Source organism: Streptomyces sp. GbtcB7, assembly GCF_019091445.1.
In the GTDB taxonomy this organism is placed as follows: Bacteria; Actinomycetota; Actinomycetes; order Streptomycetales; family Streptomycetaceae; genus Streptomyces; species Streptomyces mirabilis.
Genome location: NZ_JAGXJM010000033.1, coordinates 93486 through 119383, shown reverse-complemented (window position 1 = coordinate 119383; position 25898 = coordinate 93486). Strand labels below are relative to the sequence as shown.

General features: G+C 68.5%; 21 protein-coding genes and 1 pseudogene. 11 read left to right on the top strand and 11 right to left on the bottom strand.

All coding sequences use genetic code 11. From position 1 onward, the window contains the following. Window positions 1–230 precede the first annotated feature (230 nt). Window positions 231–1259, bottom strand: coding sequence for a sigma-70 family RNA polymerase sigma factor (locus tag KVT44_RS41040; protein WP_254650591.1), 1029 nt, complete (start codon window positions 1257–1259; stop codon window positions 231–233). Between the two features lie 147 nt (window positions 1260–1406). Here KVT44_RS41040 and KVT44_RS41035 point away from each other — a divergent pair, with 147 nt between their 5' ends. Continuing rightward, window positions 1407–2000 carry a dihydrofolate reductase family protein gene (locus tag KVT44_RS41035; protein WP_217572952.1) on the top strand — a complete coding sequence of 198 codons (594 nt, stop codon included), beginning with the start codon at window positions 1407–1409 and terminating at the stop codon, window positions 1998–2000. Window positions 2001–2238: 238 nt separating this feature from the next. Here the strand turns inward: KVT44_RS41035 and KVT44_RS41030 are convergent, their stop codons facing one another. Continuing rightward, window positions 2239–3471 carry an NADH:flavin oxidoreductase/NADH oxidase family protein gene (locus KVT44_RS41030; RefSeq protein WP_217572949.1) on the bottom strand — a complete coding sequence of 411 codons (1233 nt, stop codon included), beginning with the start codon at window positions 3469–3471 and terminating at the stop codon, window positions 2239–2241. An 88-nt stretch (window positions 3472–3559) separates the two neighbouring features. Here KVT44_RS41030 and KVT44_RS41025 point away from each other — a divergent pair, with 88 nt between their 5' ends. Further along, entirely contained in the window at window positions 3560–4183 is a 624-nt protein-coding gene (locus KVT44_RS41025; RefSeq protein WP_217572947.1) for a TetR/AcrR family transcriptional regulator, read from the top strand. Between the two features lie 830 nt (window positions 4184–5013). Here KVT44_RS41025 and KVT44_RS41020 read toward each other — a convergent pair. Continuing rightward, the gene (locus KVT44_RS41020) at window positions 5014–5952 is read right to left on the bottom strand and encodes an Ig-like domain-containing protein (protein WP_217572991.1); all 939 of its coding nucleotides are present in this window, start codon (window positions 5950–5952) and stop codon (window positions 5014–5016) included. Between the two features lie 354 nt (window positions 5953–6306). Between KVT44_RS41020 and KVT44_RS61190 the strand changes: the two are divergent. From KVT44_RS61190 to KVT44_RS41000, 4 genes and pseudogenes are all read left to right on the top strand, one after another. Further along, a pseudogene (locus KVT44_RS61190) lies at window positions 6307–6582 on the top strand (transposase family protein); the annotation flags it as partial. Window positions 6583–6673: 91 nt separating this feature from the next. Next, a complete protein-coding gene (locus KVT44_RS41010) occupies window positions 6674–7666 on the top strand; it encodes an ISL3 family transposase (RefSeq protein WP_217572989.1) in 993 nt (330 codons plus the stop codon). A gap of 93 nt (window positions 7667–7759) precedes the next feature. Then, the gene (locus tag KVT44_RS41005) at window positions 7760–8551 is read left to right on the top strand and encodes a class I SAM-dependent methyltransferase (protein ID WP_217572945.1); all 792 of its coding nucleotides are present in this window, start codon (window positions 7760–7762) and stop codon (window positions 8549–8551) included. Window positions 8552–8935: 384 nt separating this feature from the next. After that, window positions 8936–9430, top strand: coding sequence for a hypothetical protein (locus KVT44_RS41000; RefSeq protein ID WP_217572944.1), 495 nt, complete (start codon window positions 8936–8938; stop codon window positions 9428–9430). Between the two features lie 86 nt (window positions 9431–9516). On the opposite strand, the gene KVT44_RS40995 is transcribed toward KVT44_RS41000, so the two are convergent. The 4 genes from KVT44_RS40995 to KVT44_RS40980 all read right to left on the bottom strand — a co-directional run bounded on the left by KVT44_RS40995 (window position 9517) and on the right by KVT44_RS40980 (window position 13773). Then, window positions 9517–10380 carry a cyclopropane-fatty-acyl-phospholipid synthase family protein gene (locus KVT44_RS40995; protein WP_217572943.1) on the bottom strand — a complete coding sequence of 288 codons (864 nt, stop codon included), beginning with the start codon at window positions 10378–10380 and terminating at the stop codon, window positions 9517–9519. Window positions 10381–10478: 98 nt separating this feature from the next. Continuing rightward, the gene (locus KVT44_RS40990) at window positions 10479–11309 is read right to left on the bottom strand and encodes an oxidoreductase (protein WP_217572942.1); all 831 of its coding nucleotides are present in this window, start codon (window positions 11307–11309) and stop codon (window positions 10479–10481) included. 14 nt (window positions 11310–11323) lie between these two features. Continuing rightward, window positions 11324–12199, bottom strand: a complete 876-nt coding sequence (locus tag KVT44_RS40985; protein WP_217572941.1) for an NmrA family NAD(P)-binding protein — start codon at window positions 12197–12199, stop codon at window positions 11324–11326. Between the two features lie 152 nt (window positions 12200–12351). Beyond that, window positions 12352–13773, bottom strand: a complete 1422-nt coding sequence (locus tag KVT44_RS40980) for an MFS transporter (RefSeq protein WP_217572940.1) — start codon at window positions 13771–13773, stop codon at window positions 12352–12354. A gap of 109 nt (window positions 13774–13882) precedes the next feature. Here KVT44_RS40980 and KVT44_RS40975 point away from each other — a divergent pair, with 109 nt between their 5' ends. After that, complete coding sequence (locus tag KVT44_RS40975) at window positions 13883–14509, top strand: TetR/AcrR family transcriptional regulator (protein WP_217572939.1); 627 nt, start codon at window positions 13883–13885, stop codon at window positions 14507–14509. A 37-nt stretch (window positions 14510–14546) separates the two neighbouring features. On the opposite strand, the gene KVT44_RS40970 is transcribed toward KVT44_RS40975, so the two are convergent. Further along, a complete protein-coding gene (locus KVT44_RS40970; RefSeq protein WP_217572938.1) occupies window positions 14547–15188 on the bottom strand; it encodes a TetR/AcrR family transcriptional regulator in 642 nt (213 codons plus the stop codon). A gap of 232 nt (window positions 15189–15420) precedes the next feature. Between KVT44_RS40970 and KVT44_RS40965 the strand changes: the two genes are divergently transcribed. From KVT44_RS40965 to KVT44_RS40955, 3 genes are all read left to right on the top strand, one after another. Beyond that, window positions 15421–16758, top strand: a complete 1338-nt coding sequence (locus KVT44_RS40965; RefSeq protein ID WP_217572937.1) for an MFS transporter — start codon at window positions 15421–15423, stop codon at window positions 16756–16758. Next, window positions 16755–18320 carry an MFS transporter gene (locus tag KVT44_RS40960; RefSeq protein WP_217572935.1) on the top strand — a complete coding sequence of 522 codons (1566 nt, stop codon included), beginning with the start codon at window positions 16755–16757 and terminating at the stop codon, window positions 18318–18320. The genes KVT44_RS40965 and KVT44_RS40960 overlap by 4 nt, the downstream gene beginning before the upstream one ends. Before the next feature lie 248 nt (window positions 18321–18568). After that, on the top strand, window positions 18569–19054 hold the full coding sequence (locus KVT44_RS40955; RefSeq protein WP_217572933.1) for a DUF2269 family protein: 486 nt from the start codon (window positions 18569–18571) through the stop codon (window positions 19052–19054). A 382-nt stretch (window positions 19055–19436) separates the two neighbouring features. On the opposite strand, the gene KVT44_RS40950 is transcribed toward KVT44_RS40955, so the two are convergent. The 3 genes from KVT44_RS40950 to KVT44_RS40940 all read right to left on the bottom strand — a co-directional run bounded on the left by KVT44_RS40950 (window position 19437) and on the right by KVT44_RS40940 (window position 24513). Beyond that, a complete protein-coding gene (locus KVT44_RS40950; protein ID WP_217572931.1) occupies window positions 19437–19856 on the bottom strand; it encodes a hypothetical protein in 420 nt (139 codons plus the stop codon). 99 nt (window positions 19857–19955) lie between these two features. Continuing rightward, window positions 19956–21779: an RICIN domain-containing protein gene (locus tag KVT44_RS40945; RefSeq protein ID WP_217572929.1), complete on the bottom strand. Its 1824-nt coding sequence runs from the start codon at window positions 21777–21779 to the stop codon at window positions 19956–19958. Between the two features lie 43 nt (window positions 21780–21822). Further along, the gene (locus KVT44_RS40940) at window positions 21823–24513 is read right to left on the bottom strand and encodes a cellulosome protein (protein ID WP_217572927.1); all 2691 of its coding nucleotides are present in this window, start codon (window positions 24511–24513) and stop codon (window positions 21823–21825) included. A gap of 311 nt (window positions 24514–24824) precedes the next feature. Between KVT44_RS40940 and KVT44_RS40935 the strand changes: the two genes are divergently transcribed. Continuing rightward, window positions 24825–25865, top strand: coding sequence for a LacI family DNA-binding transcriptional regulator (locus KVT44_RS40935; RefSeq protein WP_099918426.1), 1041 nt, complete (start codon window positions 24825–24827; stop codon window positions 25863–25865). Window positions 25866–25898: the final 33 nt, after the last annotated feature.

The following is a 25898-nucleotide window of genomic DNA, read 5'->3' as shown; positions in this document are numbered from 1 at the left end:
CCCGTCCAGCCTCCCGCTTCAGCACCCCTGCCGTGCTCGACTCAAACCCACCTCGGCACAAGCGTTGTGGCGTGTGGCCTCCGGCTTCGCCCATGGTCGCTTCCGGGACCTCGTACCGCGCCTTGCCTTCGATCCGGGTTTGCGCTCGGAAGTCACAACGCGCCAAGTCTTCTGGCGAGTTGCCGGCGTGCGTACAGCGTGCGGTGCATCACGCGCTCCGTCAGCAAGATTTATCCCAGCTTCGGGAGATGAGGGAGCGATCGGGGTAGCCCGAATGATGGGAGCACGCTGTTTTCGAAGCGGGTCATGGCGCAGATCCGGTCGCCGGTGAGGGTGAGGACGTAGAGGCCGGTCCCGTGGCTGATGCCGTTGGGGGCGCGCAGGTAGGCGCCGAACGCCGGCTGACCGTTGGCTCGTGTCGGGATGAGGTCGAACCTGCGATCTGCGCGGAAAATACTGGCGCAGAAGCGGGCCACGACGTCTCGGCCCTGGTATTCGAAGGGCATCGGTGGCATCGACATGAAGACGTCATCGGTGAGAAGGGCCACCAGTGCGTTCAGGTCGGCGGACTCCCATGCGCGGACGAATTTCGCCACGATCGCATCCTCGGAGGGCGAGTCGGAGGCGGGCGGGGGTTCTCGGTCGTCGGTCGTGGGACGTCGGTGTTGCAGGCCGGCGCGCGCCCGTTTGAGGGCGCTTTTGACCGACTCGATGCTCGAGTCCAGCATGTCGGCCACCTCGTCGGCGTGGAACCCGAGGACGTCGCGCAGGATGAGCACGGCGAGCTGGCGAGGCGGAAGGAGTTGGAGGGCGGTCATGAAGGCCAGGGAGATGGATTCGGTCTGCTCGTAGCGGGCCTCCGGGCCGAGCGGTGCGTCGATGACACCCTCAAGGAGGGTGTTGGGAATGGGCTCGAGCCAGACGACTTCACCGAGCCGGGTGGGCTCGGGGGGTTCCACATTGGGCACGTCCCACTCCTTGGCCTGGCGTCGGCCGGCCGACCGGCGCGCGTTGAGGCACCGGTTGGTGGCGATCCGATACAGCCAGGTACGCAGCGAGGCGCGTCCCTCGAACCCTGCGAAGCCTTGCCAGGCGGCCAGCAGCGTGTCTTGCAGGACGTCCTCGGCGTCCTGGAGCGATCCGAGCATCCGGTAGCAGTGCACGTGCAGCTCCCGGCGGTACGGCTCGGTCAGCTGCCGGAACGCCTCGCCGTCCCCGGCCCGCGCCCTGGAGATCAGGTCGGCTGCCGCTTCGCCCATTCTCGGGTCACCTCTTCCGGCATCTTGTCGCCCTTCTTGTATGGACACCGGCGGAGGGGCGAAGGGGGCGGTTGGCGGGCGCCCCTTTCTCGATTTCTCGGTGTCTACCTCAGTGGTAAGTGACCACACAGCACAGGGAGAAGCACCATGGGAAAGCTCATCATCAGCGAGAACGTCTCGCTCGACGGTGTCGTCCAGGATCCGACCGGTGAGGAGGGCTTCAGGCTGGGTGGCTGGTACCTCCAGATGGGAGACAACGACCGTGAGGCGTGGGCGAAGCTCTTGCTGGCCGAAGCCCTGGGCGCTGAGGCCCTGCTGCTCGGTCGGCGGAGCGACGAGTGGTTCGCCACGCGGTGGCTGTCCCGTACCGGCGAGTGGGCGGACAGGTTGAACAGCCTGCCCAAGTACGTCGTGTCCTCCACCCTCCAAGAGCCCAAGTGGAGCGACTCGACGGCATTCAAGGGCAGGGTGCTCAAGGGGGACGTGGTGGACGAGGTCTCGAAGCTGAAGCAGGAGCTGGATGGCGACATCGTCGTATACGCCAGCAGCCGGCTCGTGCACACGCTGATGGAGCACGACCTCGTCGACGAACTGCGGCTGACCGTGTTCCCGGTCGTGCTCGGGGCCGGCGAGCGCCTCTTCGGCGAGACCAGCGACAAGAAGCCCATGCGCCTCGTCCACGCCCGGACCGTCGGCGACGGCCTCGCCTTCCTCACCTATCAGCCCGTCCAAGACGCCTAGCCACCGCTGCGTCGACGTCGGCCGGCGAGCACCTCCGTGGGGGTGAGGGGACCGCCCTCCACGGGGCATGCTGGTGGGACCGGAGGGCGGCGAGTCTGTTCCCCCGGGTTTCGTCGCCGGGCGGCCAGTTCCCGGGCCCGGCTGGCGATGGAGAGCCAGGAGCACGTCCGGGCCCGGCACGACGCGGTGAGCGCGGTGTGGAGCGCACGGTGTCGGCCCGCTCCGCCAACAGTCTGTTCTAGGACGCCGACAGCCACGCGCGGTAGCGGCGCAGCGCCCGTCGCTGCTGACGCTGCTCGGCGAGAAGGGCGTACGCGGGGCGGGTGTTGGGCTTGGGACGGCTTCCGCGGGCGATGCGGCGAAGCTGGTGACGGACCTGCGCCATGCTCGCGGCGGAAGCGAGGGCCTTGTCGGACCAGGTCACCGGCCGCAGCTGCCGGTCCGCCTCGCGGCCGTGGCGCCAGCGGTCGGGCAGGTCCGGGGTGACGGCGAGGGCGGTGCCCATCCCGACGAGTGCCACGCCACTGGCGAGGACCAGTTCGGCGGTATCGCGCCGGGTGATGCCGCCGGTGAGCATCAGCGGGAGAGGACTGGTCTTGACCAGGTCCTTCGCCAGGTCCAGGAAGTACGCCTCACGGGCCTGGGTGCGCGCATCGGCGGGGCGGCCGGACATCGCGGGGCTCTCGTAACTGCCGCCGGACAGTTCCACCAGGTCGACGCCGAGCGGTTCGAGCATCGCGATCACCTGCCGAGCATCGTCGGCGTCGAATCCGCCCCGCTGGAAATCCGCGGAGTTGAGCTTCACCGCGACCGCGAAGGACGGCGAGACGGCGGCGCGCACGGCCCGGACGACGTCCAACAGCATCCGAGCCCGGTTTTCCAGGGACCCGCCCCACTCGTCGGTGCGTCGGTTGACCAGCGGGGACAGGAACTGTGAGAGCAGATAACCATGCGCGGCGTGGACCTCCACACCGTCAAACCCCGCCTCCTCGGCGCGGTGGGCGGTGACCGCGTACCGCGTCACAGTGGCCTCGATCTGCTCGGGGGTCATGGCGACAGGGCGACCGAAACGGCTGCTGTGCTTTCCCAGGTCGACCCCCACCGCGGACGGGCCCCACACGACGCCGGGCATGTCTGCCTGGATCTGGCGGCCGGGGTGATTGATCTGCATCCACATCGCTCCGCCGCCGGACTTGCCGGCCTTGGCCCACTGGGTGAAGGGCTCCAGCGGCGCGGCATCGTCGAGTACGACGCCGGCGGGACCGGTCAGTGCCTCGGCGTGGACCATGACGTTGCCGGTGATCAGCAGTCCGGTGCCGCCGGTGGCCCAGCGCCGGTACAGCGACAGCAGCTGTCCGTCGGGCAGCTGGCCGTCGCCGGCCATGTTCTCCTCCATGGCCGCCTTCGCGATCCGGTTGCCCAATACCTGCCCGGAGCGCAGGGACAGCGGTGAGAAAAGCTCGCTGGCCATCCGGATTCTCCTCTCCGTCGATTACAATGTGTGCACCGTTCACATTAGGCGGCAATGTGCGCGGTGTAAACATGAGGGAGGGTGTTCCATGCCACAAGCGAATGACTCGTACCACCACGGCGATCTGCGCGCCGCCTGCCTGCGCGCTGCGCGGGAACTACTGGAGGAGGACGGCAGCGCCGGACTGTCCCTGCGGGCGGTCGCGCGGCGGGCCGGTGTGTCGGCGACGGCCCCGTACCGCCACTACGCGGACCGCGACGCGCTCGTCTCCTCCGTTGCCGCCGAGGGCTACCGCGAACTCGCCGGGTACCTGACCGCGGCGCATCCCGCGCCCGTGACGCCTGACGATCTCACCGCGGTCGCCGTTGCCTACGTCCGATTCGCGCTCGATCACCCGGCGATGTTTCGGGTGATGTTCGCGGAGCCCTGCGATCCGGGCAGCGAGGAGCGGGTGGAGGCGACCTCCGCCCTGTCGGAATACGTCCGCGGCATCGTCCGGGGCACCTTTCCCGACGCCGATCCGGACGCGCTGTCGACCACGGTGTGGGCCCTGGTCCACGGCTTGGCCTTCCTGCACCTGGACGGCAAGCTCGACGCCTCCACACCCGAGGTGGTCGCCGACCAGGTCCGCACAGCCGTCCACGCGCTGTTCACCACCTCCCCGGTGGCGTCGAAGGCGGCGACCGCACCGCCTGAGCGGGCCGGGGCGTAGCGGCCCCCGGGTGGTACCGGGAACGGCCTGACGGGCGGGCGGTCGGCCTCAGCGAGAGGCGAGCACATGGCGACGGTCGCCGGTGACGTGGACAGCGGGGTGCCGCAGGGCGCGGCGAGAATGCCGCCCGACCTGAGGTGACGACGACCGCGTCCCGGCTCCTGGGGCGGTGGTGCGTAACGATCCAGCAGAGTGACGTGGTCGTACTCGTTCCAGCGCGGATCCTGGCCCAGCGGCTGCTTGAATCCGGCCGCCTCCGCGACGAGTTGCGCCGTTTCGCGTCGGCGCGCGAGGGTGCCCGACACGGGGTGCGGTCGCGCAGGTCACGACGGGTCAACTCCCGGCCGACGACGGCTGGGCGCGGCCGGGATCGGACAGGACGTCGTCGTCCTCGGCAGCGAAGGACGCCTGACCGTGACGGACGAGACGGATGAGCGGCACAGCGACACTCCCACGTGGGGTTCGGCGCGCGACGGATCGTCGAACGGCACCGCGGGGGAGGGTGGTTGACGGCGGTCCGGAAGGCACGAAACGCCGGATCACGGGTCCGTCGCGGTCATCGTCGGGTCAGTCTCTGGCCGGGGGAGGGGCCGGGTGCGACCGGTTTCGCGGAGCGAGTGCACTCACGCGCCGGGAGCAGGCGTGGCCACGCAAGGCCACGGCGCTCATGCGGGAGTTCAGTGCCCCCTGTGCGCTGACCTCGACGAGCGGTTGGACGAGTGGGGCGTGCCGGAGGGCCGGCCGTTTCCGGCCAGCCCCAAGGGCGAGTACGACGGTGGGCCTCGCGGTCAACACCATCGACTGCTGACTGGCGCCGCCACCGCGGCGCGTCACAGCGTCGCGGTCGTCCCCTCCCCGGACGCGCTGCCCGCGAGCCACTGGTCCCATCCCAGGTTGAAGTCGGCGTAGCCGTTGTCGGCCGGGGCCTTGGCACGGGGCGAGCCGGTGATGGTGACGGGGTCGCCCTGCTTGACCTGGCCGTAGAACCACTTGGCGTCCGACATGGACAGATGGACGCAGCCGTGCGAGCCGCGGGCGCTGCCGCTGCCCGGGTTGGGGTCGCCGGTCGAGTAGTGCACGTACGTGCCGGACTGGGTCAGGTGCACGTCCCAGGGCAGCGTCAGGTCGTAGTAGTTGGGGTTGCCCTTTTCGCAGCTGATGCCGACGCTGCAGGAGGTCATGTGGACCTTCTCCTGCTTGTCGATGACGGCCATCGTGCCGTTCCACGTCGGATACTGGGCGCTGCCCGCATTGATCGACAGGGTGCGCACCGCCTTGCCGTTCCGGGTCACCTTCATGGTGTGGCCGGTCACCGAGACGTCCGCGCGCACGTCGTCGCCGATGTTGAAGGTGTGCGTGTAGTTGTGCACGCCATAGCGCCCGTTGCCGTTGCTGACGCCGTTTATGTCAGCGTCGATCTTCACCTTTGTGCCGGAGGGCCAGTACGTCTTGGGTCGCCAGTCGGCGCGCTTGTCGCCCATCCAGTGCCAGGCGCCGGCCACCGGTTGGGAGGCGCTGACCTTCATGTGCTTCTCGACCGTGGCCCGTGCTTTTGCCGCCACCGGGTTTGTGAAGATCACCGAGATCGGCATGGCCACGCCGACCGTGGTGCCCGTCTGCGGGGTGATCGTCTCCAGCAGCATCGGCGGGCCCGCGGGCTTCGTCGGTGACGGAGAGGCGCTCGCACTCGGCTTTCCGGGCGCCTTCGCGTCGTCCCCGCTCGCCTTGTCACTGCCGCCCCCGCCGCAGGCACTCGCGCCCACCAGCATCACACCCGTGACGAATGCGATCCCTATGCCGCCCTTGCGCCGTCCCACGATCTGCCCCGCTCTCTCGCTGTTCGGCCCTGACGGGCCCGACTCCCTGTCAGACAACGACTATGTGGTCCGCAGTTGCGTGCATCGCGTAAAGCGTGTCTCAAGATTCGGTGCGCACCGCCGGATCGGGGCGATGAGAGGCGCGACGTCATGCCTGCCGACTTCGCTCGATCACGGCCGTCGTGTTCGCACAGGAACCCGTGCGTACTCCAGTTTGCGGGCTCTTCGAAATTGGTGGGGGTTTGAGCGCCGGACGGGGTTCCACTGTGGACCCTGACTGATAGATGCCCGCAGCTCTCGTAGATCATGTTGTTGTCGAAGCAAGATGATCACAACAGAAGAGCTACGGACGTGGCAAACGATACGACGCGGTTGTTGGGCCTTGACGGCCTGGCCGTGGTCGGGGTCGCCGACGACACCGACGGGCCGGTGGTGCACCTGGTCACTGCTGATGAGCGGGCACGCCACTGCCCAGACTGCGGCACCCGGGCGCGGCGGTCGAAGGGCCGGCGGGTGACCCGGCCGCGTGACCTGTCGGTCGGTGGCCGCCGACCGCGGCTGGTGTGGGCCAAGCGCCGCTGGCGCTGCGACGAGCTGGCGTGCCGGCGTCGCTCGTTCACCGGGTCGGTCCCGCAAGTACCGCCACGTAAGCGGCTAACCACACGATTACGGGCTGCGGCCGGGGCGGCGGTGGCCGATCAGGGCCCGCACGGTCGTCCAGGCGGCCCGCGACTATGCGCTCTCCTGGCCGGTCGTTGCGGCGGCGTTCACCAGTCACGCCCGGGCGGTGCTGCCGGCCCAGCCCGAGCCGGTGCAGGCGCTCGGTATCGACGAGATCCGCCGAGGCCGGCCGAGATGGATCCCCGACGAGGCCACCGGGATCTGGCAGACCGCCGTGGACCGTTGGCACGTCGGCTTCGTCGACCTGTCCGGCAAGCAGGGCCTGCTCGGGCGGGCCGAAGGCCGCACCGCCCAGGCGGTCATCGACTGGCTGGCCGACCGCGACCAAGCCTGGCGCGACGCAGTCCAGTACGTCGCGATCGACATGTGCACGATCTTCAAGTCGGCGATCCGCCGGGTCCTGCCGCAGGCCACCCTGGTCGTGGACCACTTCCACCTGGTGCAGCTGGCGAACCAGACCCTCACCGAGGTCCGCCGCCGGGTCACCGTGACCCACCACGGCCGGCGCGGCCGCAAGGGCAACCGCGAGTGGGAACTGCGCAACCGGCTCACCCGCTCCGCCGCCCGGATGCGCGGCGAGCACGTCGACGCTCTCCTCGACGAGCTGTCCAACCTGCCCAGGGTGATCGGCGCGCCGATCACCGTTGCGTGGAACACCAAGGAAGACCTCCTGGACCTGCTTGCCACCGCCCGGACCCGCCCAGACCGGGAACAGGTCCGCGATCTGCTGTACCGGTTCTACCGCCGATGCGCCGACGCCGACCTTCCCGAACTGCAGCGCCTAGCCACAACCGTCGAGACATGGTGGCCAGAGATCCTTGCGTTCCTGCACACTGGGATCACCAACGTCGGCTCCGAAGGCACCAACCGGGTCATCAAGACCATCGCCCGCGACGCCTACGGCTTCCGCAACCCCGGCAACCAGCGCTTACGCACCCGCTGTGCGACCACCCGTCGAGCGCGTGGACACCTCGATGCCCGCTAATTTCGTTGAGCCCGCACCCTGCAATCGTGTTGGCTAGCGGCACCGAACTGTCAGTACCGCAGGCGTCCGCTTGGCTGTAGCAGGGAGTTAAACGTGCAGGACATTGTTGTCGACCCCGTTGCCCACAATCGGGCAGCCTGGGACAAGTATGTCCAAGAGGGCAACGAGTGGTCGAGGCCGGTGAGTGCTGAGGATGTCGAGCGCGCCCGCACGGGCGACTGGTCGATTGTTCTCATCGGGCGTGAGCCAGTCGACCGCTCCTGGCTGCCGACGGACCTGACCGGCAAGGACGTGTTGTGCCTGGCCTCCGGCGGTGGCCAGCAGGGTCCGATCCTCGCCGCCGCAGGGGCGCGGGTCACCGTATTCGACAACTCACCCCGCCAGCTCGGCCAGGACCAGATGGTGGCGGCGCGCGACGGACTCGAGCTGCGCACCGTCCTAGGCGACATGCGCGACCTCAGCGCCTTCGGCGACGCAACATTCGACGTCGTATTCCATCCGGTCTCTAACCTATTCGTACCAGACTTGGCACCGGTGTGGCGTGAGTGCTTCCGCGTCCTGCGACCGGGCGGAACTCTGCTCGTGGGCTTCCTCAACCCTGATGTGTACTTGTTCGACCACGAGGCGCTCGACGAGCGCGGCGAGCTGATCGTCGTGCACAAGCTGCCCTACAGCGATGTCACGCAGTACTCCGCCGAGGAACGCGCCACGAAGTTCGGCGCGGATGCCGCTCTTGAATACAGCCACACCCTCACCGACCAGATCGGCGGGCAACTCGCCGCGGGGTTCGTCCTCGCCCGGTTCGCGGAAGCGCCGCACCAATCCAACGCATCCGCTCAATACATGTCGAACTATTTTGCGACGCTGGCGGTCAAGCCGGGCTGACCCAGCCGTGGGGTCGGCCGAGACGACCGTGTCTCCGAATGGCCAAGTGGAGCGCTGTGCCAGCCCGACCCCCACTAACTCCGCTGAGCCAGTTTGCGACGTGGACGGTGAAGTCGGCCCCGCGCCGCGGGCCGCGGCGGCCGACCCGGTTCTGAAGCCGGTCGAAGGCCACGCCGCGGAGCCGTCGTTGAGGACGGCGACGAGCTCACCGTCGAGGACGGCGTCCGGCAGGCCGGCGGCAGCGGCCGCGACATCGGAGAATGGGCCGGACAGACCGGTGCCATGCCGGCTCCACACCCGTCGGGTCGCGGTGTGGATCTCGCAGCTCCAGCCCCCACTTCGGTTATGCGCTGTTGAGCTGTCCACGGACTATCGTCCACCGTCATGTCAATGACGGGTTGGCGGGTGCACTTGCCCCACCGAGACCTGGCCTGGCCGCGCGAAGGGACCTCGTTCATACGGGAGTTCAGTGCCCTGATCGCCGGTCTCGATCTGCGACTGGACGACCTGGGCGTGTCCGAGGGCCAGCCCTTCCTGATCAGTCCGGCGGGCCAGTACGACGTGGCGTTGAACCGCTACTTCCCGGTGTGGCCGGCGTCGTCACCGTGGAACACGCAGGCCGCGCATGCCCGGGATCGGCGCACCTTCTTCGACGTCCTGTGGTTCGCGCGAGATCGGTGTGACTGGCGTGAGGCGACCGTGGACGATCGGGCGGCATACGAGTGGTGGCGTCGTCGCGATGACGATGGGCCCCGTGTGGAGGACGCCGGCTGGGACCGGGAGGTCTCCACGGTCACTGCTCGTCGCCCTGTCACTACCTGCGGCGTGGGCATTCGTGGGTGGGACAGCCGGCCCAAGACCGTCCCTCGCACTGAGTAGATCCGTTCGTCCTTGAGCCGGAGACGGCTCAAGGACGAACGGACGATGGCGCGGTAGACATCGATCCAGGTGCGGTCTTCGTGAGATCAGCGGAGACGGCAGATCATCTCGGTCGGAGCAAGGAGACCTTGCTCGATGTTCTGGAGCACCTTTGCGACCTTGGTCGATGCGTCGGTGCCCATCGCCACGCTGATCGGGGACGGAGGCGTGCCCCCGCCCGCAGGGTTGTGCGGCGTGCTGTTCCGGTGGTGCGCACCGCCCGCGTCACGAAGCGACTGGACGGCTTGAGAGCGGTGATCGTGCTCGGCGACGATGTCGAACCCGGCTTTGCGCAGCAGCGACCGGTATTCCTGGGGGCGGGCCAGGAAGCTGTGTTCGGGCTGCGAGGCCCACGGGAGTGGGTAGCTGACGAGGGTGGGATCGCCGAGGAGCATGACGTCGTACACGATGAAGAGGCCGTTGTCGGTCAGGACGCGGCTGATCTCGGTGAACAGGCGGGCCTTGTCCTCGATGTTCATGCCAACGTGCAGCATCCAGGCCCGGTCGAAGCTCGCCTGGGGAAAGGGCAGTGCGGTCACGTCCCCCTGCTGGAAGCGGGCCCGGTCGGCGAGGCCCACACGATCGGTGAGCCGGCGCGCGACGTCGACGTACTCCTCGGTGAGGTCCACGCCGGTGACATCGGCGCCTGCGTGCTGGGCCAGATGGCGGGCCGGACCGCCCAGGCCGCTTCCCACGTCAAGGACACGCAGCCCCGCTCTCAGCTCCAGGTGTTCGGCCAGCTCTCGCGTCGCCGCATGGCCGCCGATATGGAACTCGTCCACGCCATGAAGGTCGTCGGTGGTGAGCGTCGTATGCCCCGGGTAGAGGCGGTCGAGCGCTTCGTCGATCTTCCGGCGCAGGTCGCCTTGCCGGTAATGGCGTGCTACGGCGGACGGCTGCTGTGCGGTCACGGGAACGTCCTTCCGGTCATGGGGGATCGAAGCGCGGGCCAAGGTCCTGAGGGGCTGCGGATCGTGGTGGCGAAGAAGGCGGATTCAGGGGTGTTGTCCTAGTCGTGATCGGTGGCGAGGGCGACGTGCCGCCAGGCGTCCATCTCCTTGCGGAAGGTGTCCAGCTTGGAGTCGAAGGCTTGCAGGGTGTCGGCTCCGAGCGGGAGGCGCAGGGGCGGCTCGGCGACGGCGGCCATCTGGACAATGGCGCGCGCGGCCTTGACCGGGTCGCCGGGCTGGGCGTGGTTCAGGCTCGCGGCGGCCGCACGCATCGCGCCGACGGTGGGCGCGTAGTCGTCGATCGTGTCGGGGCCGGTGTGCAGGCTGGCGGGGTCGAGGAAGTCGGTGCGGAAGAAGCCCGGTTCCACGAGCGTCACGTGGATGCCGAGGGGGGCCAGTTCGGTGTGGAGGGTCTCGGTGAAGCCTTCGACGGCGAACTTCGTGGAGGCGTAGATGCCCCAGCCCGGCGCGGTGGCGAAGCCCACGATGGAGCTGATGTTGATCACGTGGCCGGAGTGCTGGCGCCGCAGTACCGGCAGTACGGCGCGTTGGACGGCGAGCGGGCCGAACACGTTGGTCTCGAACACCGCGCGGACCGCGGCGTCGTCGGACTCTTCGACGGCGGCGAGCAGTCCGGTGCCGGCGTTGTTGACCAGGACGTCGATCCGGCCGAACCGCTCGACCGCCGCGTCGACGGCCGCTTGGATGCTCTGGTGGTCGGTCACGTCCAGCGGCACGGTGAGCAGCGCGTCGCCGACGTCGGGAAACTGCTCGCGGACGGTTTCGGCCTTCCGCGCGGTCGCGACCACCTGGTGGCCGGCGGCGAGGGCGGCACGGGTGATCTCCAGGCCGAAGCCCCGGGACGATCCAGTGATGAACCAAACGCTCATTGTGTACTCCGTGTTCAGGCAGTGGGCAGGTCGAAGGCCGCGCGGTTCTGGGCGACGAAGGTCTCGACGTCGAGGGGATCGCTGCCGCCGATCGTCTTCACCAGGTCGTTGGTGCCGGCGAAGACGCCGTTGCGGTAGTCGACGGCCACGGCGAGCAGGTGCTGGATCAGATGGTCAGGCGCGCCGCGCCCGTGCAGGATGGCGGCGAATTCGTCGAGTTCGATGGGGACGTAGGTGACTTCACGGTCCAGCGCCCGCGACATCTTCTCGGCGATCTCGTAGTGGTTGAGCTCCTCGGCTCCGTACAGCGGGTAGATCTGGCCGGCGTGCGGGGCGGGGTCTTCCAGGATGGCCGCGATCACCTTCGCCTGGTCGCTTTCCGCGATGGGGGCGTGGCGTCCGTCGGCGAACGGCAGGCGCAGTTCGCCGGTTCCGTCCGCCCAGGTGTCGATCAGCCACTGGGCGAAGAAGGTCGGGCGGATGTGGGTGACGGGGACCGGGGCGTGATCCAGGACGCGTTCGGCGACCCAGTGCTGACGTGCCGCGTTGCTGGCGGTGTTGCGGCGGGCGGAGACCTGCGACATGTTCACGATCGCCTGGACGCCGTTCTCCTCCGCCGCCTGGGCCACGTTCGCGGTGGCGTCCATCAGGCCGGGGCGGATCGGATAGGTGAAGTACAGGGCATCGATCCCCTTGGTCGCCTGGGCCAGGGAGTCCAGGTCGAGGACGTCGCCTTCCACAATGTCCGCTCCGAGGGCGGCAAGCCGCTCGGCGCGCCCGTCGAGGCCGCGGACGAGTGCGCGGACGCGGTGCCCGCGCTGGAGCAGGAGTTCGGTGGTGTGGCCGCCGGTTTTGCCGGTGGCCCCGATCACGAGGAGGTTGCGTTCCATGATGGTGATCTCCGTTTCTTGAGAGGGAGCTGGTGGGAACTCCAGCGTCAGTCCTTCGAGCGGGTGTCGCAGGAGATGAGTGCGAGGCGGTGCGAGGCCCGTCGCGGGAGGCCGCGGTTGCCGGCCCGCCTCGAGTGACCATGGCCGTGTGGTCAGGGTGTGTGGCCGGGCCGGAGGGCGAGCAGCGCGGCGGCGGCGGCGATTCCGGCGCCGGCCTGGACGGACCAGGCATGGTCGAACCCGGTGGTCGTGGCCTGGGGGGCGAGGGCGACAAGCAGGGCCACGCCCACGGCGCTGCCGATCTGCCGGCTCATGTTGAGTACGGCGCTGCCGGTGGCGGCGCGTTCGGGCGCGAGGGTGCCGGCGGCGGCGAACAGCGGCGCCTGGGTCAGACCGCCGGCCAGGCCGACCAGGATCAGGCCCGGGAACATGCCGCCCCAGTAGTCAGGGGTGGTGTGCACGGTCGCGATCCAGTAGCCGGCGGCGAGTGCCATGGCCAGCGTGCCGGTCACGGCGGGGGCGGTGCGTCCGAAGCGGCGCTGGATGGGGCCGGCGTTCATCGCGAAGGCGATCGAGGTCAGGGGGGCCGGGGCGATGGAGACGCCGGCGCGCAGCGGGCTGAAGTGCCAGACCTCCTGCATGAACAGGGCGGTGCTGAGCAGGACGATGGCGAAGCCGGCGGAGAACAGGAACAGGGCCACGGTGGCGGCGGTGAACGGCCTGCCGGCGAACAACTGCTTCTCGATCACCGGCGCCTTGGCGCGGAGGGTGCGCTCGACGGTCGCGGCAGCGGCCAGGGCGGCTGCCGCGAACAGGGCCACGGTGCGGATGTCCGTCCAGCCCCACCCCGGCCCCCGGACGGTGGCGAGCACCAGCAGGCTCACGGCCAGCAACAGTGCGAGGGCGGAAGCCGCGTCCGGTACAGCGGCACCCTTGGGCTGACGCACCTCGGGCAGCAGCAGCGCGCCGGCGACGAGGGTGGCGATGCCGACGGGAACGTTGATCAGGAAGATCCACCGCCAGTCGAGGGTGACGAGCAGACCGCCGACGGGCGGGCCCGCCGAGGCCGCGATCGCGCCCACGCCCGCCCACAGGCCGACCACCAGGGTGTGCTGGCGCTTGGGGAAGCTCGGGTAGAGCAGGCCGAGCGAGGTCGGCACGATCATCGCCGCGCCGACGGCCTGGAGAGCCCGGGCGCCGACCAGCACGCCGAGGCTGGGTGCGGCGGCCGCGATGGCGGAAGTGAGGGTGAAGAGTGCCACTCCGGAGAGCAGCATCTTCTTGCGCCCCCAGTGATCCGCGATCCGGCCCGCGGGCACGAGCAGGGCGGCGAAGACGATCGCGTAGGCCGACAGAACCCACGACACGCTCGCGACGCCCGTGCCCGGGAACGACTGCCCGATCCCGTCGAGGGCGACGTTGACGACGAAGAAGTCGAGCTGTGCCATGAAGGCGACGGCCCCCAGCACCGCCATGATGCTCCAGCGGCGCGGGTGACCCGCCTCGGTGGCGGCCGGGGCCGGGCCGGTTCGCGGTGTCGTCGCGACGGCCTGCAGTGAAGCCTGTGTGGACATTCCGTCCGCCTCCCCAGAGGAATGGGCTTGACAGCCCTTTTTGGTCTGCCTCCAGGAGACACCTCGCGGAATGGGTTGTCAAGCCCTTTTTTGCGGTACGATGGCCACCATGACCACCACCAGCGAAGCGCCGGGTCGGAAGCTGACCGCCAAGGGCCTGGCCACACGCGAACGAATCGTCAGGGCGGCCGCCGAGCTGATCTACGAACACGGTGCGCAGAACACCAACAACGAGCAGATCCGGGAGGCCGCCGGGGTCAGCGGCTCGCAGTTGACCCGCCACTTCCCCACCAAGGAGTCCCTGGTGCGCGCGGTGCTCGCCTGGCAGGCCGACAGCATCGTCGCCCGCCACCAGGCGCCCGAGTTGGGTGAACTGGACAGCTTCGCCGCCCTGTACCGGTGGGCCGACATGTACGTCGCATCGCAGGACATGCTGCGCGGCGGCTGCACGTTCGGCTCGCTGGCCGCTGAGGTCGTCAAGACCGAGCCCTCCCATCGGGACGCGGTGGCAGACGGCTTCGAGCGGTGGCAGGAGCTGTTCAAGCGCGGCCTGAGCAAGATGCGCGAGCGCGGCGAGTTGCGGCCGGAGGCCGACCCGGCCGCGCTCGCCCACCTGCTCGCCGCCGCATTCCAGGGAGGAGCACTGCTGGACCAGGCAGCTGGCGAGTCCACACCCCTGCGTGACGCGCTGTACGGGGCCCTGGCCTACATCGAGTCGTTCGCCGCGGAACGCTGACCATACTGCGGAGTGCGGACCCTCGAGCGAGCAGCGTTCAGGGAGTGTCGGAGACGACTGGGCGGGGCGTCCGCTGGGACCGGGACTGCGTCGTGAGCGGGAGTCCTTCGAATGCGTGATCGGCAACGCGCTCCAGCGCGGCTGCGTCGAGCCCGGCCTTGGCCATCACTTCCATGCCGCGGTTGACGGCCATGAGTAGTTGGCTGATTTCGGAGGCGTCCGCCTCGGGTTCGAGGTCGCCATGGCGCTGTGCAGCCTGAACGCACTCGGTCAGTGAGCCCTCGATTCTCCTGAGGGCCTGTCGGACTCGTTCGTCGGCCTGCGGATCGTGGTCGACGCCCTCGATGACGAAGCCGGTCACCATGCAGCCGAGCCGGTCGGGGTCGTCGTGGACGAATCGCGCCGACTTCACGAGATATGCCCGCAGCCGTTCCAGCGCGGTCTCGTCGGGGCCTTCGAGTACGGCCGCCCAGGCAGTCTCAGTGCGGTCGCAGTAGGCCGCCAGCGTCTGCAGGTAGAGCTTGCTCTTGTCGCCGAAGGCGGCGTAGAGGCTGCCGCGGCCCAGCCCGCCGGCCTTGGCGATGTCGTCAACGCTCGTACCGGCGTATCCGGTACGGCGGAACTGTCGCTCGATGGCCTGTACGACCTTGTCCTTGTCGAAACCTGGTGGGCGTCCCATGGGGCCAGTTTACAGGTCACGCGAGCATTCTTGACATACCGTTCCAGAACTTCCTAGGGTTCTTGACAGGGCGGTCCAGAACTCTGCCGCCAGTCACTCACGGCATCCCTCAAAGCCCACGGAACGGATGAGACGCATGTCTTCGCAAGATCAGATGGCCCCTGCGCGAGCGCAGACAGAAGGCGGGGGTACATCGAGAGCACGGCCGGCCCTCATCCTCGCTGTGCTGGCCATGGCGAGTTTCCTCGGCCAACTCGACGTGTGGATCACCAACGTCGGTCTGCCGAACATCGGGCAGGGCTTGGGTTCGACCTCTTTGTCGGACCTGAGCTGGGTGCTCAATGGCTACGCGATCGTCTTCGCGGCCCTTCTCGTCCCTGCGGGGCGGCTCGCCGACCGCTTCGGACGCAAGAGCGGCTTCCTTCTCGGCATGGCCGTCTTCGTAGCGGCGAGTCTCGGGGCGGCCCTGTCCGGCGATGTATGGGTGCTGGTCGTCTTCCGTGCCCTTCAGGCGGTGGGCGCCGCCCTGCTGACCCCCGCCAGCCTCGGCCTGGTGTTGACGAGCGCACCCGCTGACAAGGTGGAGCGGTACGTCAAGCTCTGGTTCACCGCAGGCTCGCTGTCCGGGGTGTGCGGACCGATTTTCGGCGGGCTGCTGGTCCAGATCTCCTGGCGGTGGCTGTTCCTGGTGAACATTCCTGTCGGACTGCTCGCCATCGCGCTGGCCGCCCGGCTCGTGGCCAACGTCAAGCACGAACAGGACGCCCGCATCCCCGACCTGCTCGGCGGCGTCCTGCTGATCGTCGTGGTCGGTGCCCTGGCTCTCGGCGTGGTGAAGGCGCCCGACTGGGGCTGGTCGGACACCCGGGTCATCACGTCCCTGGTTGTGGCAGTGGTCGGGTTGCTGGCGTTTCTGTTCCGCTCGTCACGCCACCAGGTGCCGGTAGTCGACCTTTCTCTCTTCCGTGACCGGATCTTCGCCTCGGCGAACCTCGCCGGCATGCTGCAAGTGGCCGCGTTCGGCAGCCTCCTGCTGTCGACGATCCTCTGGCTGCAGACCCACTGGCACTACTCCGCCATCAAAACCGGGTGCGCCAGTCTTCCCGGCCCGATCGGCTTCGCCCTGGCTGCCACTGCCAGTGAAACCCTCCAGCGCCGGTTCCGGATCCCGGCCGGCGTCATCGCGGCGGCCGGCAGCGCGATCGCCTCCGCCGGCATCCTTCTCTTCGCCGTTCTGCTGCACAACGACCCGAACTACGCCTCCGGAGTCCTCCCGTGCTGGCTGCTCTTCGGGTTCGGCGCCGGCTTGGCGCTCCCGACCGTCGTCTCTTCCGCGACGGTCGGTCTGCGCCCCGAGCAGGCCGCTACCGGCAGCGCGATCGTGACCATGTCGACTCAGATCGGTTCGGTCGTCGGCATCAGCATCCTGGTCGCCATGCTCGGCACCGCCTCCGGTGGAGCCTCCCTGGAGACCTATCGGCACGCATGGCTGGTCACGATGGCTCTCATGGCTGTCGCGGGTGTGGTGTCGCTGGGCGTCTCGCAGAAAAGGGCGGTGGCAGTCCGATGACGGCGTCCGTTCCGGCTCAGGCTTCTTGCGCCACGGCGCCAGGCAGCGGGCGGGCCCGCTGGCTCGGCCTTCTGGTGGTCTGTCTCGGCGTCATGATGGCCTTCGTCGACGTCACCTCCACCATCTCGGCCCTGGGCGACATCCAAAGCGACCTGCACGTCACCGCGAGCACGCTGGTATGGATCACCAGCGCGTACAGCCTCGCTGTCGTGAGCTTCGTGATGTCCGCCGGGACCTTCGGCGACCTCGTAGGGCGTCGACGCGTGTTCAGTCTGGGTGCCGCCGTCTTCCTGGCCGGCAGCGTGGTCGCTGTCTTCGCCGACAGCGCCGGCATGCTCATCACCGCACAGGCCATCGCGGGCCTCGGCGGGTCAGCCGTGTTGCCGACGAGCCTGGCGATTGTCAGTGCCACTTTCACCGACCCGCACGAGCGCACCTCCGCGATCGGCATCTGGGCCGCGTGCTCCGGAGTGGGCCTGGCCATCGGCCCGATCCTCGCCGGAGCCCTGCTCGCACACTTCTCCTGGCACGCCGTCTACATCGCCAACATCGTCATTGCCGGCGCGGCCCTCCTCCTGGCCCCGGTCTTCGTGGCCGAGTCAAGACATCCCACGCGCAAGCCCGATCTTGCGGGCCTTGTCCTGGGCACAGTGATGACGGCCTCTGCTACCTACGCGATCATTCAGGGTGGCGCCACCGGATACACCAAGGTACCGATCATCACCATGTATGTGGTCTTCGCTGTATCTCTGTTCATGTTCGTGCGCGTAGAACTCCGTCACCCCGACCCCATGCTGGACCTGAGGCTCTTTCGGAGCGCTTCCTTCTCGGCCGTCATGGGCGTGGCTGCTGTGAGCGTTTTCGGACTGGTCGGTGTCGCCCTGCTCAGCGTGCTCTACATGGAACGCGTGGGACAGACCAGTCCCCTCGACGTCGGCGTGCGCCTGCTGCCACTGTTCGGAACGTTCCTCCTGGTCACCGTGGTGGCGGCCCGGGTGCTGGTACACCGGGTCGGCTTCACACCGTTGATCACCGCGGGCCTCGTCCTCATCGGAGCCGGGTCTCTCGCACTGCTCGCGACCGATGCCTCGGGAGGTTATGGGGCGATGTGGCCCGGGCTGCTCGTGGCGGGCGTCGGCGCGGGCCTGCTGACGGCGCCTTCGACGGCTGCGGCGGTCAACAGTGTCCCGCCACAGCAGGAGGGCATGGCGGCAGCAGCGGTGAACATGGCTCGTCAGCTGGGAACGGTACTCGGCCCCAGTGTGCTCGGAACTGTCGTCACCAGTCGCTTCCCCCGGAACCTGCATGACCGTCTCGTCGAGGCAGGCATCCCCTCGCCGCAGACGGACAGGATCGTGGAGGGTGCGTCACACGGCGGCGGCGCGACAGACCTCCCCGCATCCCTCGCTCGCGTGGTGGGAACCGCGGTACCGAGGGCGTTCACCGACGCCGTGCACTTGGGCAACGTCATAGGCGGAGTCGTACTGATCGTCATGGCCGTGCCTGCGGCGCTGTTCGTCCGCCACAAGGTTCACAGTCCCCGGACATCCGCCGAAGCGTAAGCGGTACGTCAACGGGACGGTGTGAGGCGCCCCCGGGACTTCTGGCCGAACAACGTCCCCCGGAACAGCCGGTGTTGATGGCTGAGCACAAGCATCAACACCGGCGCCGCCCGCGAACCGAGCACCGGTCAAACGGAGGGCTGGACCCCCAGGCGACGCCGTGATCAACCGTCGGGCCACTTCAAGCCAGACTGAAACCGTGCGCCTGACGCCCCGCGCCGGCGTGCGCGCGAAAAGGAGACACCGCCATGGCCAAACTCCTGCTCAGCATCCACGTGCTGGCGGCGATCCTGCTCATCGGACCGGTCACCATTGCGGCGAGCTTGTTCCCGCGTTTTGCACGCCAGGCACTGGCCGACGGACCCGAGCAGCAGTCGGCCAAGGGATCGGTCCGGCTGCTGCACCGGATCTGCCGGGTCTACTCCGTGGTCGGCATCTCCGTCCCGGCCTTCGGCATCGGCACTGCCCAGGTGATGGGCGTGATGGGCAGCGCCTGGCTCATCGCCTCCGTGGCTCTGACAGCGGTGGCCGCCGTCCTGCTGGGCATCGCGGTGCTTGGCACCCAGGACGACGTGGTCACCCAGCTCGACAAGCCCGAACAGGCGTCGACCGCCGCGGAATCCCTGATCGCCCGGCTGCCCCGCCTGTCGATGATCACCGGCCTGTTTGCCCTCGCCTGGCTGATCGTGGTGGTCCTGATGATCGCCCGCCCCGGCTCGACGACAGGCGCATAACGGCTCAACCACCGCAGTGAACCCCGCGCTCTGCCCATGGCTGTTGACGTGGTCGTGCTGTTCAACAGCGTGCGGGTGCGACCCGGGGCAAACGGAACTGATCGCAGAAGGGGGCGGGGCCTTTCACGCGGGAGAGCCCCCGACATCGGACCATGGGCAGGACCAAACCCTGTCCATAGCTTCGGCTCGCCCACTCAGCCCGGCCGAAGATCAGAGTCGGCAACTGTGGCGGCAAGCATCGGCGCCGTCGCGCCCCGCGGCCTCCGCGACCACGCCTCCGAAGGCACAAGAAGCCTAGGAAGGCGTGGTGCTGACAGGGGGGCGCATTACCGCCGGCGTCGTCCGCGTCGGTGAGACAGCGCGCCGGCCTCCTACTCCAGCTTCAGGCTTCGTCGCTGACCTCCTCGTTCTGCTGGAGCGTCGGGGCTTCGACGGAGCACCCCGCTACCTGGGACGCGAGGGCTCCACGGATGTCCTCAGCTACCTGTCCGGTGACGTCCCGGCACGATTCCGTGCCTGGGCGGATCAGCAGGTCGCTGCCGCCGGATCGCTTCTGCGCGCACTGCACGACGCGACCCGCAACAGCGCTTTGGCGGGGAGCTTTCCCGTCGTCTGCGACCACGACTGTGGGCCGAACAACGTGGTCTTCCGCCAGGTTCAGGTGCGGGTCGATGCGTACGGACTCGATGCCCATGAACGCGGTGAGCTCGTTGACGCCATCCTGGAACGGCGGAGCCGTAATGCCCGTTTCTGGGCCGAGTGGGACCCTCTGCGCGACGGCTTCGGTGAACGGCGTCCTCACCGGCTGGGCCGATACCCTCTGATCTTTGTCGGCTGCTGACAGCGTCCGGTGAGGTGTCGCCCTCTACTCGCCCATTGACGGGGAGTAGAGGGCGGAGGCTCAGGCCTTGCCTTGCAGACGCCAGATCTGGTTCTTCTTGGTGCCGAGGGCGCTCGCGGCATCGCAGGTCCACTGGTGGATCAGGGCCCGCGGCTGGGTGGAGACGTTGGAGACGTCGACGCACTTTCCGCTGTGCACGGCCACGAGTTGGTAGTCGTGGCTGTTGCCGAGTGCGGTGACGGGGGTGAGGGTGAACATCTGGTTGGTCTGGCCGTTGCAGGTGTACTGGTCGACGGCGGCGCCGTCGACCGTGGAGGCGCCTGAGACGTCCAGGCACTTGCCGCTGAGCTCGTTGACGATCGTGTAGGTGTTGGTCCGGCCGGCGACCGGTTTGAGGTCGAGCATCTGCTGGTAGCCGCCCTCGCAGTAGTACTGCTGGTACTGGGTGCCGTTGGCGGTGCTGAGGTCGCTGTCGTCGAGGCACTGACCGCTGTTCTGGCTGACGGCGACCGTGGAGACGGTGGTGTTGGAGGGCGGCAGCAGGGTGACGGTATAGCCGTCCTTGGCGTTCGACCAGGGGATGCTCACCGACGTGGCGTTGTTGCTCACCGTCAGGGTGGTGTCGGAGACGGTCTCCGGGCCGGTCACCGCGGCCCCGTTGTTGTAGGGGACGCGCTGGACGACCGCGCGGACCTTGCCGCTCTCCACGACCGACGTGGTGTTCAGGCCGGTGAGGTTGACGGTGACGGTGCCGGTGTTGCCGTTGCTGCCGAGGAGGATCTTGGCGTTCTTGGCGGTGTTGTCCTTGGTCGCCAGGCCGTCGGTGCCGGTGCCGGGGATCAGGTTGACGATGTTGCCGCTCTGCGAGCCGTAGTAGCGGTACATGAACCACTCGCCGAGCGGCACGTACTGGCCGGCGCTGTTCTTGGTGAGCAGGTTGGCCTCGTAGTCGTGCAGGTTCGTGCCCCCGCCCCAGTTGCCGCGCAGCCCGTCGGCGCCGACCCGTTCCAGGCGGCCGATGAACCAGGCGCCGCCGCCCGGGGACTGCATGGACAGCGTGGCGTACTCGTTGATCTGGTACGGCCGGGAGTTGGTCAGCCCCGCCGCGGTGAGGGTCGAGTTGGCGCGGCCGACATCGGTGACCGGGTCGCCCGGTTCGTCGTGCCAGCTGTAGATGTCCGGGGCGACGTTGTTGGCCTTGACGTAGGACAGGTAGGTCGTCCACCAGGTGTTGGAGGTGTTGGGCTGGCTCGCGGTGCTGGGTCCGACGATCAGCTGGTTGGGGAAGGCGGCCCGTACCTTGGCGTAGAACCGGGACCACATCTGCAGGTACTGACTCTGCGAGGCGCCCCAGAAGTTGCTGCCGTCGGGCTCGTTCCACAGGTCCCACTGGACGGTCATGTTGTTGGCCTTGACGTCACTGATGAGCTGGGTGACGAAATTGTCGAACTGCGTCCAGCTGCCGTTGTCGCCGGGCCAGCCCTGGCTGGTGGTGCCGTCGGCTCCCCACAGGTCGTGCGGGAGCAGGACGAAGGTGCCGCCCAGGGCGACCGTCCGCTTGTACTGGGCGAGGGTGGAATTCCAACGGGTCTGGTAGTCGGCGAGGCTGGTGGCGTAGCCGCCGCTGTTGAGCTGGGCGCCGCCGGCTCGCATGAAGTGCCACTTGATGTCCTTGAAGAAGTGGTCCTGGGGCAGTGAGCCGTCCGGGGTCATTCCATAGATCGTGCCGGAGGCGTGGTACGTAGGGGCGCCTCCGGAGGTGGCGAAATCCACGGTGACGCTCGTGTCGGCGGCATGTGAGGCGGTGGCGGGCAGCAGGCTCGCCGCCAGGGTGGCCAGCAGGACGGCGGCTGTGGAAAGTGGGCGTGGTGAACGCAGGCGCATGTGCGGCTCTTTCGTCGGGGGAGGGAGGAGGGACCGTCGCCCGCTACTTCGCGGCGAGCGGGGTGACGGCGATCCGGTCGATGACCGGCGCGTACGGGGACCGCTGGTCGTACTGGTTGTAGGTGTCGCCGTTGAAGTCGGGCAGTTCCGCCGCGGTGAAGGACAGCCGGTTCGTGCCCTTTTTCAGCGTCACCGGGACGGTCAGTTCCCAGAAGTTGTCGAAGTGGAAGGTCGTCGGGAACAGCACCCTGCGGGCCGGTCCGCCGTTGACCGAGAGGTCGGCGTGCCGGGCGATCGGGTCGGGGTTGTAGTGGGTCGCGGGTGCCTGCTCGCCGTTGGAGTACCGGATGGTCACCGCGTGCCGTCCGGAGTGCCGGGCGGTGACGTCGACGGTGAGGGCGTTGGCCTTTCCGTCGCCTATGTCGGTGACCGCCTTGCCGGCGGAGGCGAAGGTGTAGGCGTCGGTCACCTTGGCGGCGCCGGTCACGGTGCCGTCCTCCGCCTGGTACACCTTGGTCGTCAGGGTGCCGCTGGACGGGGTGACCCGCAGCCGGTCGAGGGCCAGTTCATGTGAGGCGCCGGTGACGGTGATCTTGTTGATGCCGCCGGACAGGAACATCCGGACCCGGTCGGTGCCCTTCTTGCCGCCTCCGACCTGGGGCACGTCGAGCTTCTCGCCGTTGAGGGAGAGACTCGCGCGGCCGCCGCCCAAGTGGTCGACGGACACGGTCGCTTCACCATCGGTGCGGGAGTAGACCCAGAAGGTCGCGGAGTCGCCCTTGGCCAGTGGCACGGCGCCGGCGCCCGAGGTGCCGGCGTAGGTGTAGCCGGGGCGGGATCCGGAGAGGGTGGCGTATTCGGCCTCGTAGACCGCGGGCGCGGTCACATGCCGGTCGCGCAGCGACAGATCCATCTTGTCGATGATGGCGTCGCCCTTGGTGACACCGAGATCCGGATCCTTCGCGGCGAGCGTGATGCGGTGCTTGCCCGCGGTCAGCTTCACCTGGGTGTCGGTGTGACCCCAGACCACCCACTTGTAGCCGAGGGGCAGCCGCAGCTCCTGCGGGCCGGCGCCGTCGACGCGCAGGAAGACGTTGGTCGGGCCCTGTTCCTTCACCAGGTCGTACAGGTTGTAGGAGTTGGCGAAGACGCTCAGGTCGTAGGTGCCGTCCTGCGGGACGTCGACGTCGAAGGCGAGGACGCCGTCGGAGCCGGTGCGCAGGCCGCCCACGTTGTAGGAGCCGGAGGTCGCGAAGCCTCCGACGTTCGTGGGCGTGCCCTCGGGGCCGTTCTTGGAGTAACCGCTGCCGGTGTAGGTGGCGTTCTCCGCCTCGTACGTCCGGCGCCAACTGACGGAGGGCGTGTCCAGTACACCGCCGTTGCCGCCGGGGGAGAGGATCACCTGGTACGCCGACATCTCGTTCATGCCGGTCATGGGCAGGGTGACAGCGCCATCGGCACCGACCTTGAGCTCCTGATCGGCCAGCCGCAGCGGTTGGGCCGAGTCTCCGACCTGGCCGGTCCACGGGATCTCCTGCACGGTGGCGTGCACGGTCGTGCCGAACAGCTTGGGGTCGATGTTCTTGAAGACGACGTCCGCGTCGCCGCCCTTGCCGCCGAAGAGGGCCCTCGACTGCTTCTTGCTCTCGTCGAGCGTGGCGACGCCCTGGAGGGTGTACTGCTGGTTGGGGTGCGGGGCGGTCACCTGCACCGTGCGGCCGGACATCTGACCGTAGGCGTTGAACAGCCACCACTGTCCGTTGCCCTTGTTGGCCTCGACGGCGGAATCGTTGAGGTTGCCGTCGATGTTCCAGTACGCCAGGTCGGCGTCGATCTTGGACTCCTCGATGGCGGAGACCCACTGGACGACCTGGCCGGGCACGGAGAGGTGGTAGTTGTGGCCGTACTCGTTGACGTTGATCGGCAGTGGGCCGACCCCGACGTCCTTCTCCATCTGCCGGTACTTCGCCACGTTCGTGCGGACCGAGGCGGGGCTGGACAGCTCGTGCCAGGTCATCACGTCGGGGACGACGTCGTTGGCCTTGGCGTACTGGAGGAAGCCCTTGACCTGGTTGTAGGGGACGCTGGTGTTGGGTCCGGCGATGCGGGCGTCCGGGGCGAGGCCCTTGATGAGTTGGTAGACCTCCTTCCAGGCCTCGAAGTAGTACCGCGGGTCGTTCAGCCAGGAGACCTTGTTGTAGCTCCATTCGCCTGTGCCGAACATGTTCCCTTCGGGTTCGTTGAAGGGGACGAAGACGACATGGTTCCTGTAGTCACCCATGGTCAGGACCTGCTGGACCTGCTTCTTGATCTTCGCCTCGAAGTCGGCGAGTCGCGCCGGACCGTCGGCACCCGGCCACTCGTACGGGAAGCCGCGGTAGATGTCGGTCATGTAGATGTAGACGTCCTTGCCGCCGGAGTCCACGAACGGCGGCAGCATCTCCAGGGCGTCCGCCCCCGGGTGCTGGGGACCGTCCTGCGCCTTCGTCGACACCGTGCGGATGTGCATGCCCTCGAGGACGTTGCGGCTGGGCACGCCGTCGCCGTAGACGCCGTAGAGCGAGCCGGAGGCGCCGCCGTGGAAGGCGCCGGTGTCATCGGACAGGTCGATCGCGAGCTGCTCCGGCTCGGCCGCTCGGGCCGAGCCGACGGTGGGTGCGGCGAGTAGGGCGGCGAGGGCCGCGACGGTGGTGGCACCGGCGCCGGCTCTTCTTCTGCTGCGTCTGGATCGCACTGAGGTCTCCGTGGGGTGATCCGTGCCGTCCGGGATTCGAACCGGTTCGATGGACATCGAGCCGGGCGGGCCTGGTGTCATGCCGTCAGACTCGGGGTGGCGCAGGGAAGATGTGGTGGCTGCGTCGAACCGGTTCGCCGGAAGCTAGCACCGGTGGAAATGGGCCAGCAATACCTCCGACGCGGACTGGCCGCCGTTTTCCCGAAGTGTGCGCCAAGTATTGACAGGCGACCCGCCCCCTCCTAACTTCCCTTCACGCGAACCGGTTCGACAACTGGCTCGCCATCGAACCGGTTCGAAGAAGGAGTCCCGTGAACATCGGTGAGATCGCCCGGCGGGCCGGTGTCTCGCGGAGCACCGTCTCGTACGCGCTCAGCGGTAAGCGTCCGGTGTCCGACGACACCCGGCAGAAGATCCAGCGGGTCATCGACGAACTGGGCTACCGGCCCAACGCCAGCGCCCGTGCCCTGGCCAACGGCCGGACCAGCACCCTCGGTCTGGTCTTCCCTCCCGCCGGCACCCACTACACCGGCATGCAACTCGACTTCATCGGCAGCGTGGTGGAGGCCGCGGCGGCCTACGACTACGACGTGCTGCTCTCCCCGAGCGGCGCTGACAGTGACCGTTCGTTCCAGCGGCTGCTGGGCGAGCGGCGGGTCGACGGTGCGATCCTGATGGAGATCAGACTCCAGGACGACCGGATCGATCACCTCGTCGCCGAGAACTTCCCGGCCGTCTGTATCGGCCGCACCGCGCAGCCGGACGGCGACTGGTGGGTGGGCCTGGACCACACCGCGCTGGCGGCGGCCTGTGTCGACCACCTCGCCGACCTGGGCCACCGCAGGATCGCCCTCGTGAACCGGCCCGAGCGTATGCTGCGCGCCGGCTACGAGTCGGCTCATCGAGGTCTGGACGGCTTCACCAAGGCTGCGGCCGAGCGAGGGCTCACCGCACGGACGTACAACTGCGGCGACGACGCCCCCTCCGGCCAGGTGTGCGTGGAACAGATCCTGCATGACGACCCGGCCACCACGGCACTGGTCACGCTCAACGAGGCCGCGCTGGGCGGTATTTACCGTGGCCTGGCCGCGGCGGGCCGCCATGTGCCGCGCGACTTCTCCGTCACCGGGGTCGTGGCCGGCCGGTGGGCGGAGACGGTGACCCCGCAGCTCACCGCGGCGGATGTGCCCGCAGAGCAGATGGGACACCTCGCCGTCGAGTTGCTCGTCGAGCGGCTGGACCATCCCGAAGCGGCGCCACGCCACCACCTGCTCGCCCCACCCATCTCGCTGCGCACGAGCACTGGCCCCGCCCACACCCACCCGGATGCCGGGCCCGGCTCGATCGCCTGACCTTCACCCACTTCCCCCCACGTCCACAGCTCC

Coding starts and splice junctions, on each gene's coding strand:
- KVT44_RS41035 (WP_217572952.1), top strand. CDS start 1,407: ATGGGAAAGCTCATCATCAGCGAGAACGTCTCGCTCGACGGTGTCGTC.
- KVT44_RS41000 (WP_217572944.1), top strand. CDS start 8,936: ATGTCAATGACGGGTTGGCGGGTGCACTTGCCCCACCGAGACCTGGCC.
- KVT44_RS40965 (WP_217572937.1), top strand. CDS start 15,421: ATGGCGAGTTTCCTCGGCCAACTCGACGTGTGGATCACCAACGTCGGT.
- KVT44_RS40980 (WP_217572940.1), bottom strand. CDS start 13,773: ATGTCCACACAGGCTTCACTGCAGGCCGTCGCGACGACACCGCGAACC.
- KVT44_RS40990 (WP_217572942.1), bottom strand. CDS start 11,309: ATGAGCGTTTGGTTCATCACTGGATCGTCCCGGGGCTTCGGCCTGGAG.
- KVT44_RS40975 (WP_217572939.1), top strand. CDS start 13,883: ATGACCACCACCAGCGAAGCGCCGGGTCGGAAGCTGACCGCCAAGGGC.
- KVT44_RS40960 (WP_217572935.1), top strand. CDS start 16,755: ATGACGGCGTCCGTTCCGGCTCAGGCTTCTTGCGCCACGGCGCCAGGC.
- KVT44_RS41040 (WP_254650591.1), bottom strand. CDS start 1,259: ATGGGCGAAGCGGCAGCCGACCTGATCTCCAGGGCGCGGGCCGGGGAC.
- KVT44_RS41030 (WP_217572949.1), bottom strand. CDS start 3,471: ATGGCCAGCGAGCTTTTCTCACCGCTGTCCCTGCGCTCCGGGCAGGTA.
- KVT44_RS40955 (WP_217572933.1), top strand. CDS start 18,569: ATGGCCAAACTCCTGCTCAGCATCCACGTGCTGGCGGCGATCCTGCTC.
- KVT44_RS40970 (WP_217572938.1), bottom strand. CDS start 15,188: ATGGGACGCCCACCAGGTTTCGACAAGGACAAGGTCGTACAGGCCATC.
- KVT44_RS40945 (WP_217572929.1), bottom strand. CDS start 21,779: ATGCGCCTGCGTTCACCACGCCCACTTTCCACAGCCGCCGTCCTGCTG.
- KVT44_RS40985 (WP_217572941.1), bottom strand. CDS start 12,199: ATGGAACGCAACCTCCTCGTGATCGGGGCCACCGGCAAAACCGGCGGC.
- KVT44_RS41020 (WP_217572991.1), bottom strand. CDS start 5,952: ATGCTGGTGGGCGCGAGTGCCTGCGGCGGGGGCGGCAGTGACAAGGCG.
- KVT44_RS41025 (WP_217572947.1), top strand. CDS start 3,560: ATGCCACAAGCGAATGACTCGTACCACCACGGCGATCTGCGCGCCGCC.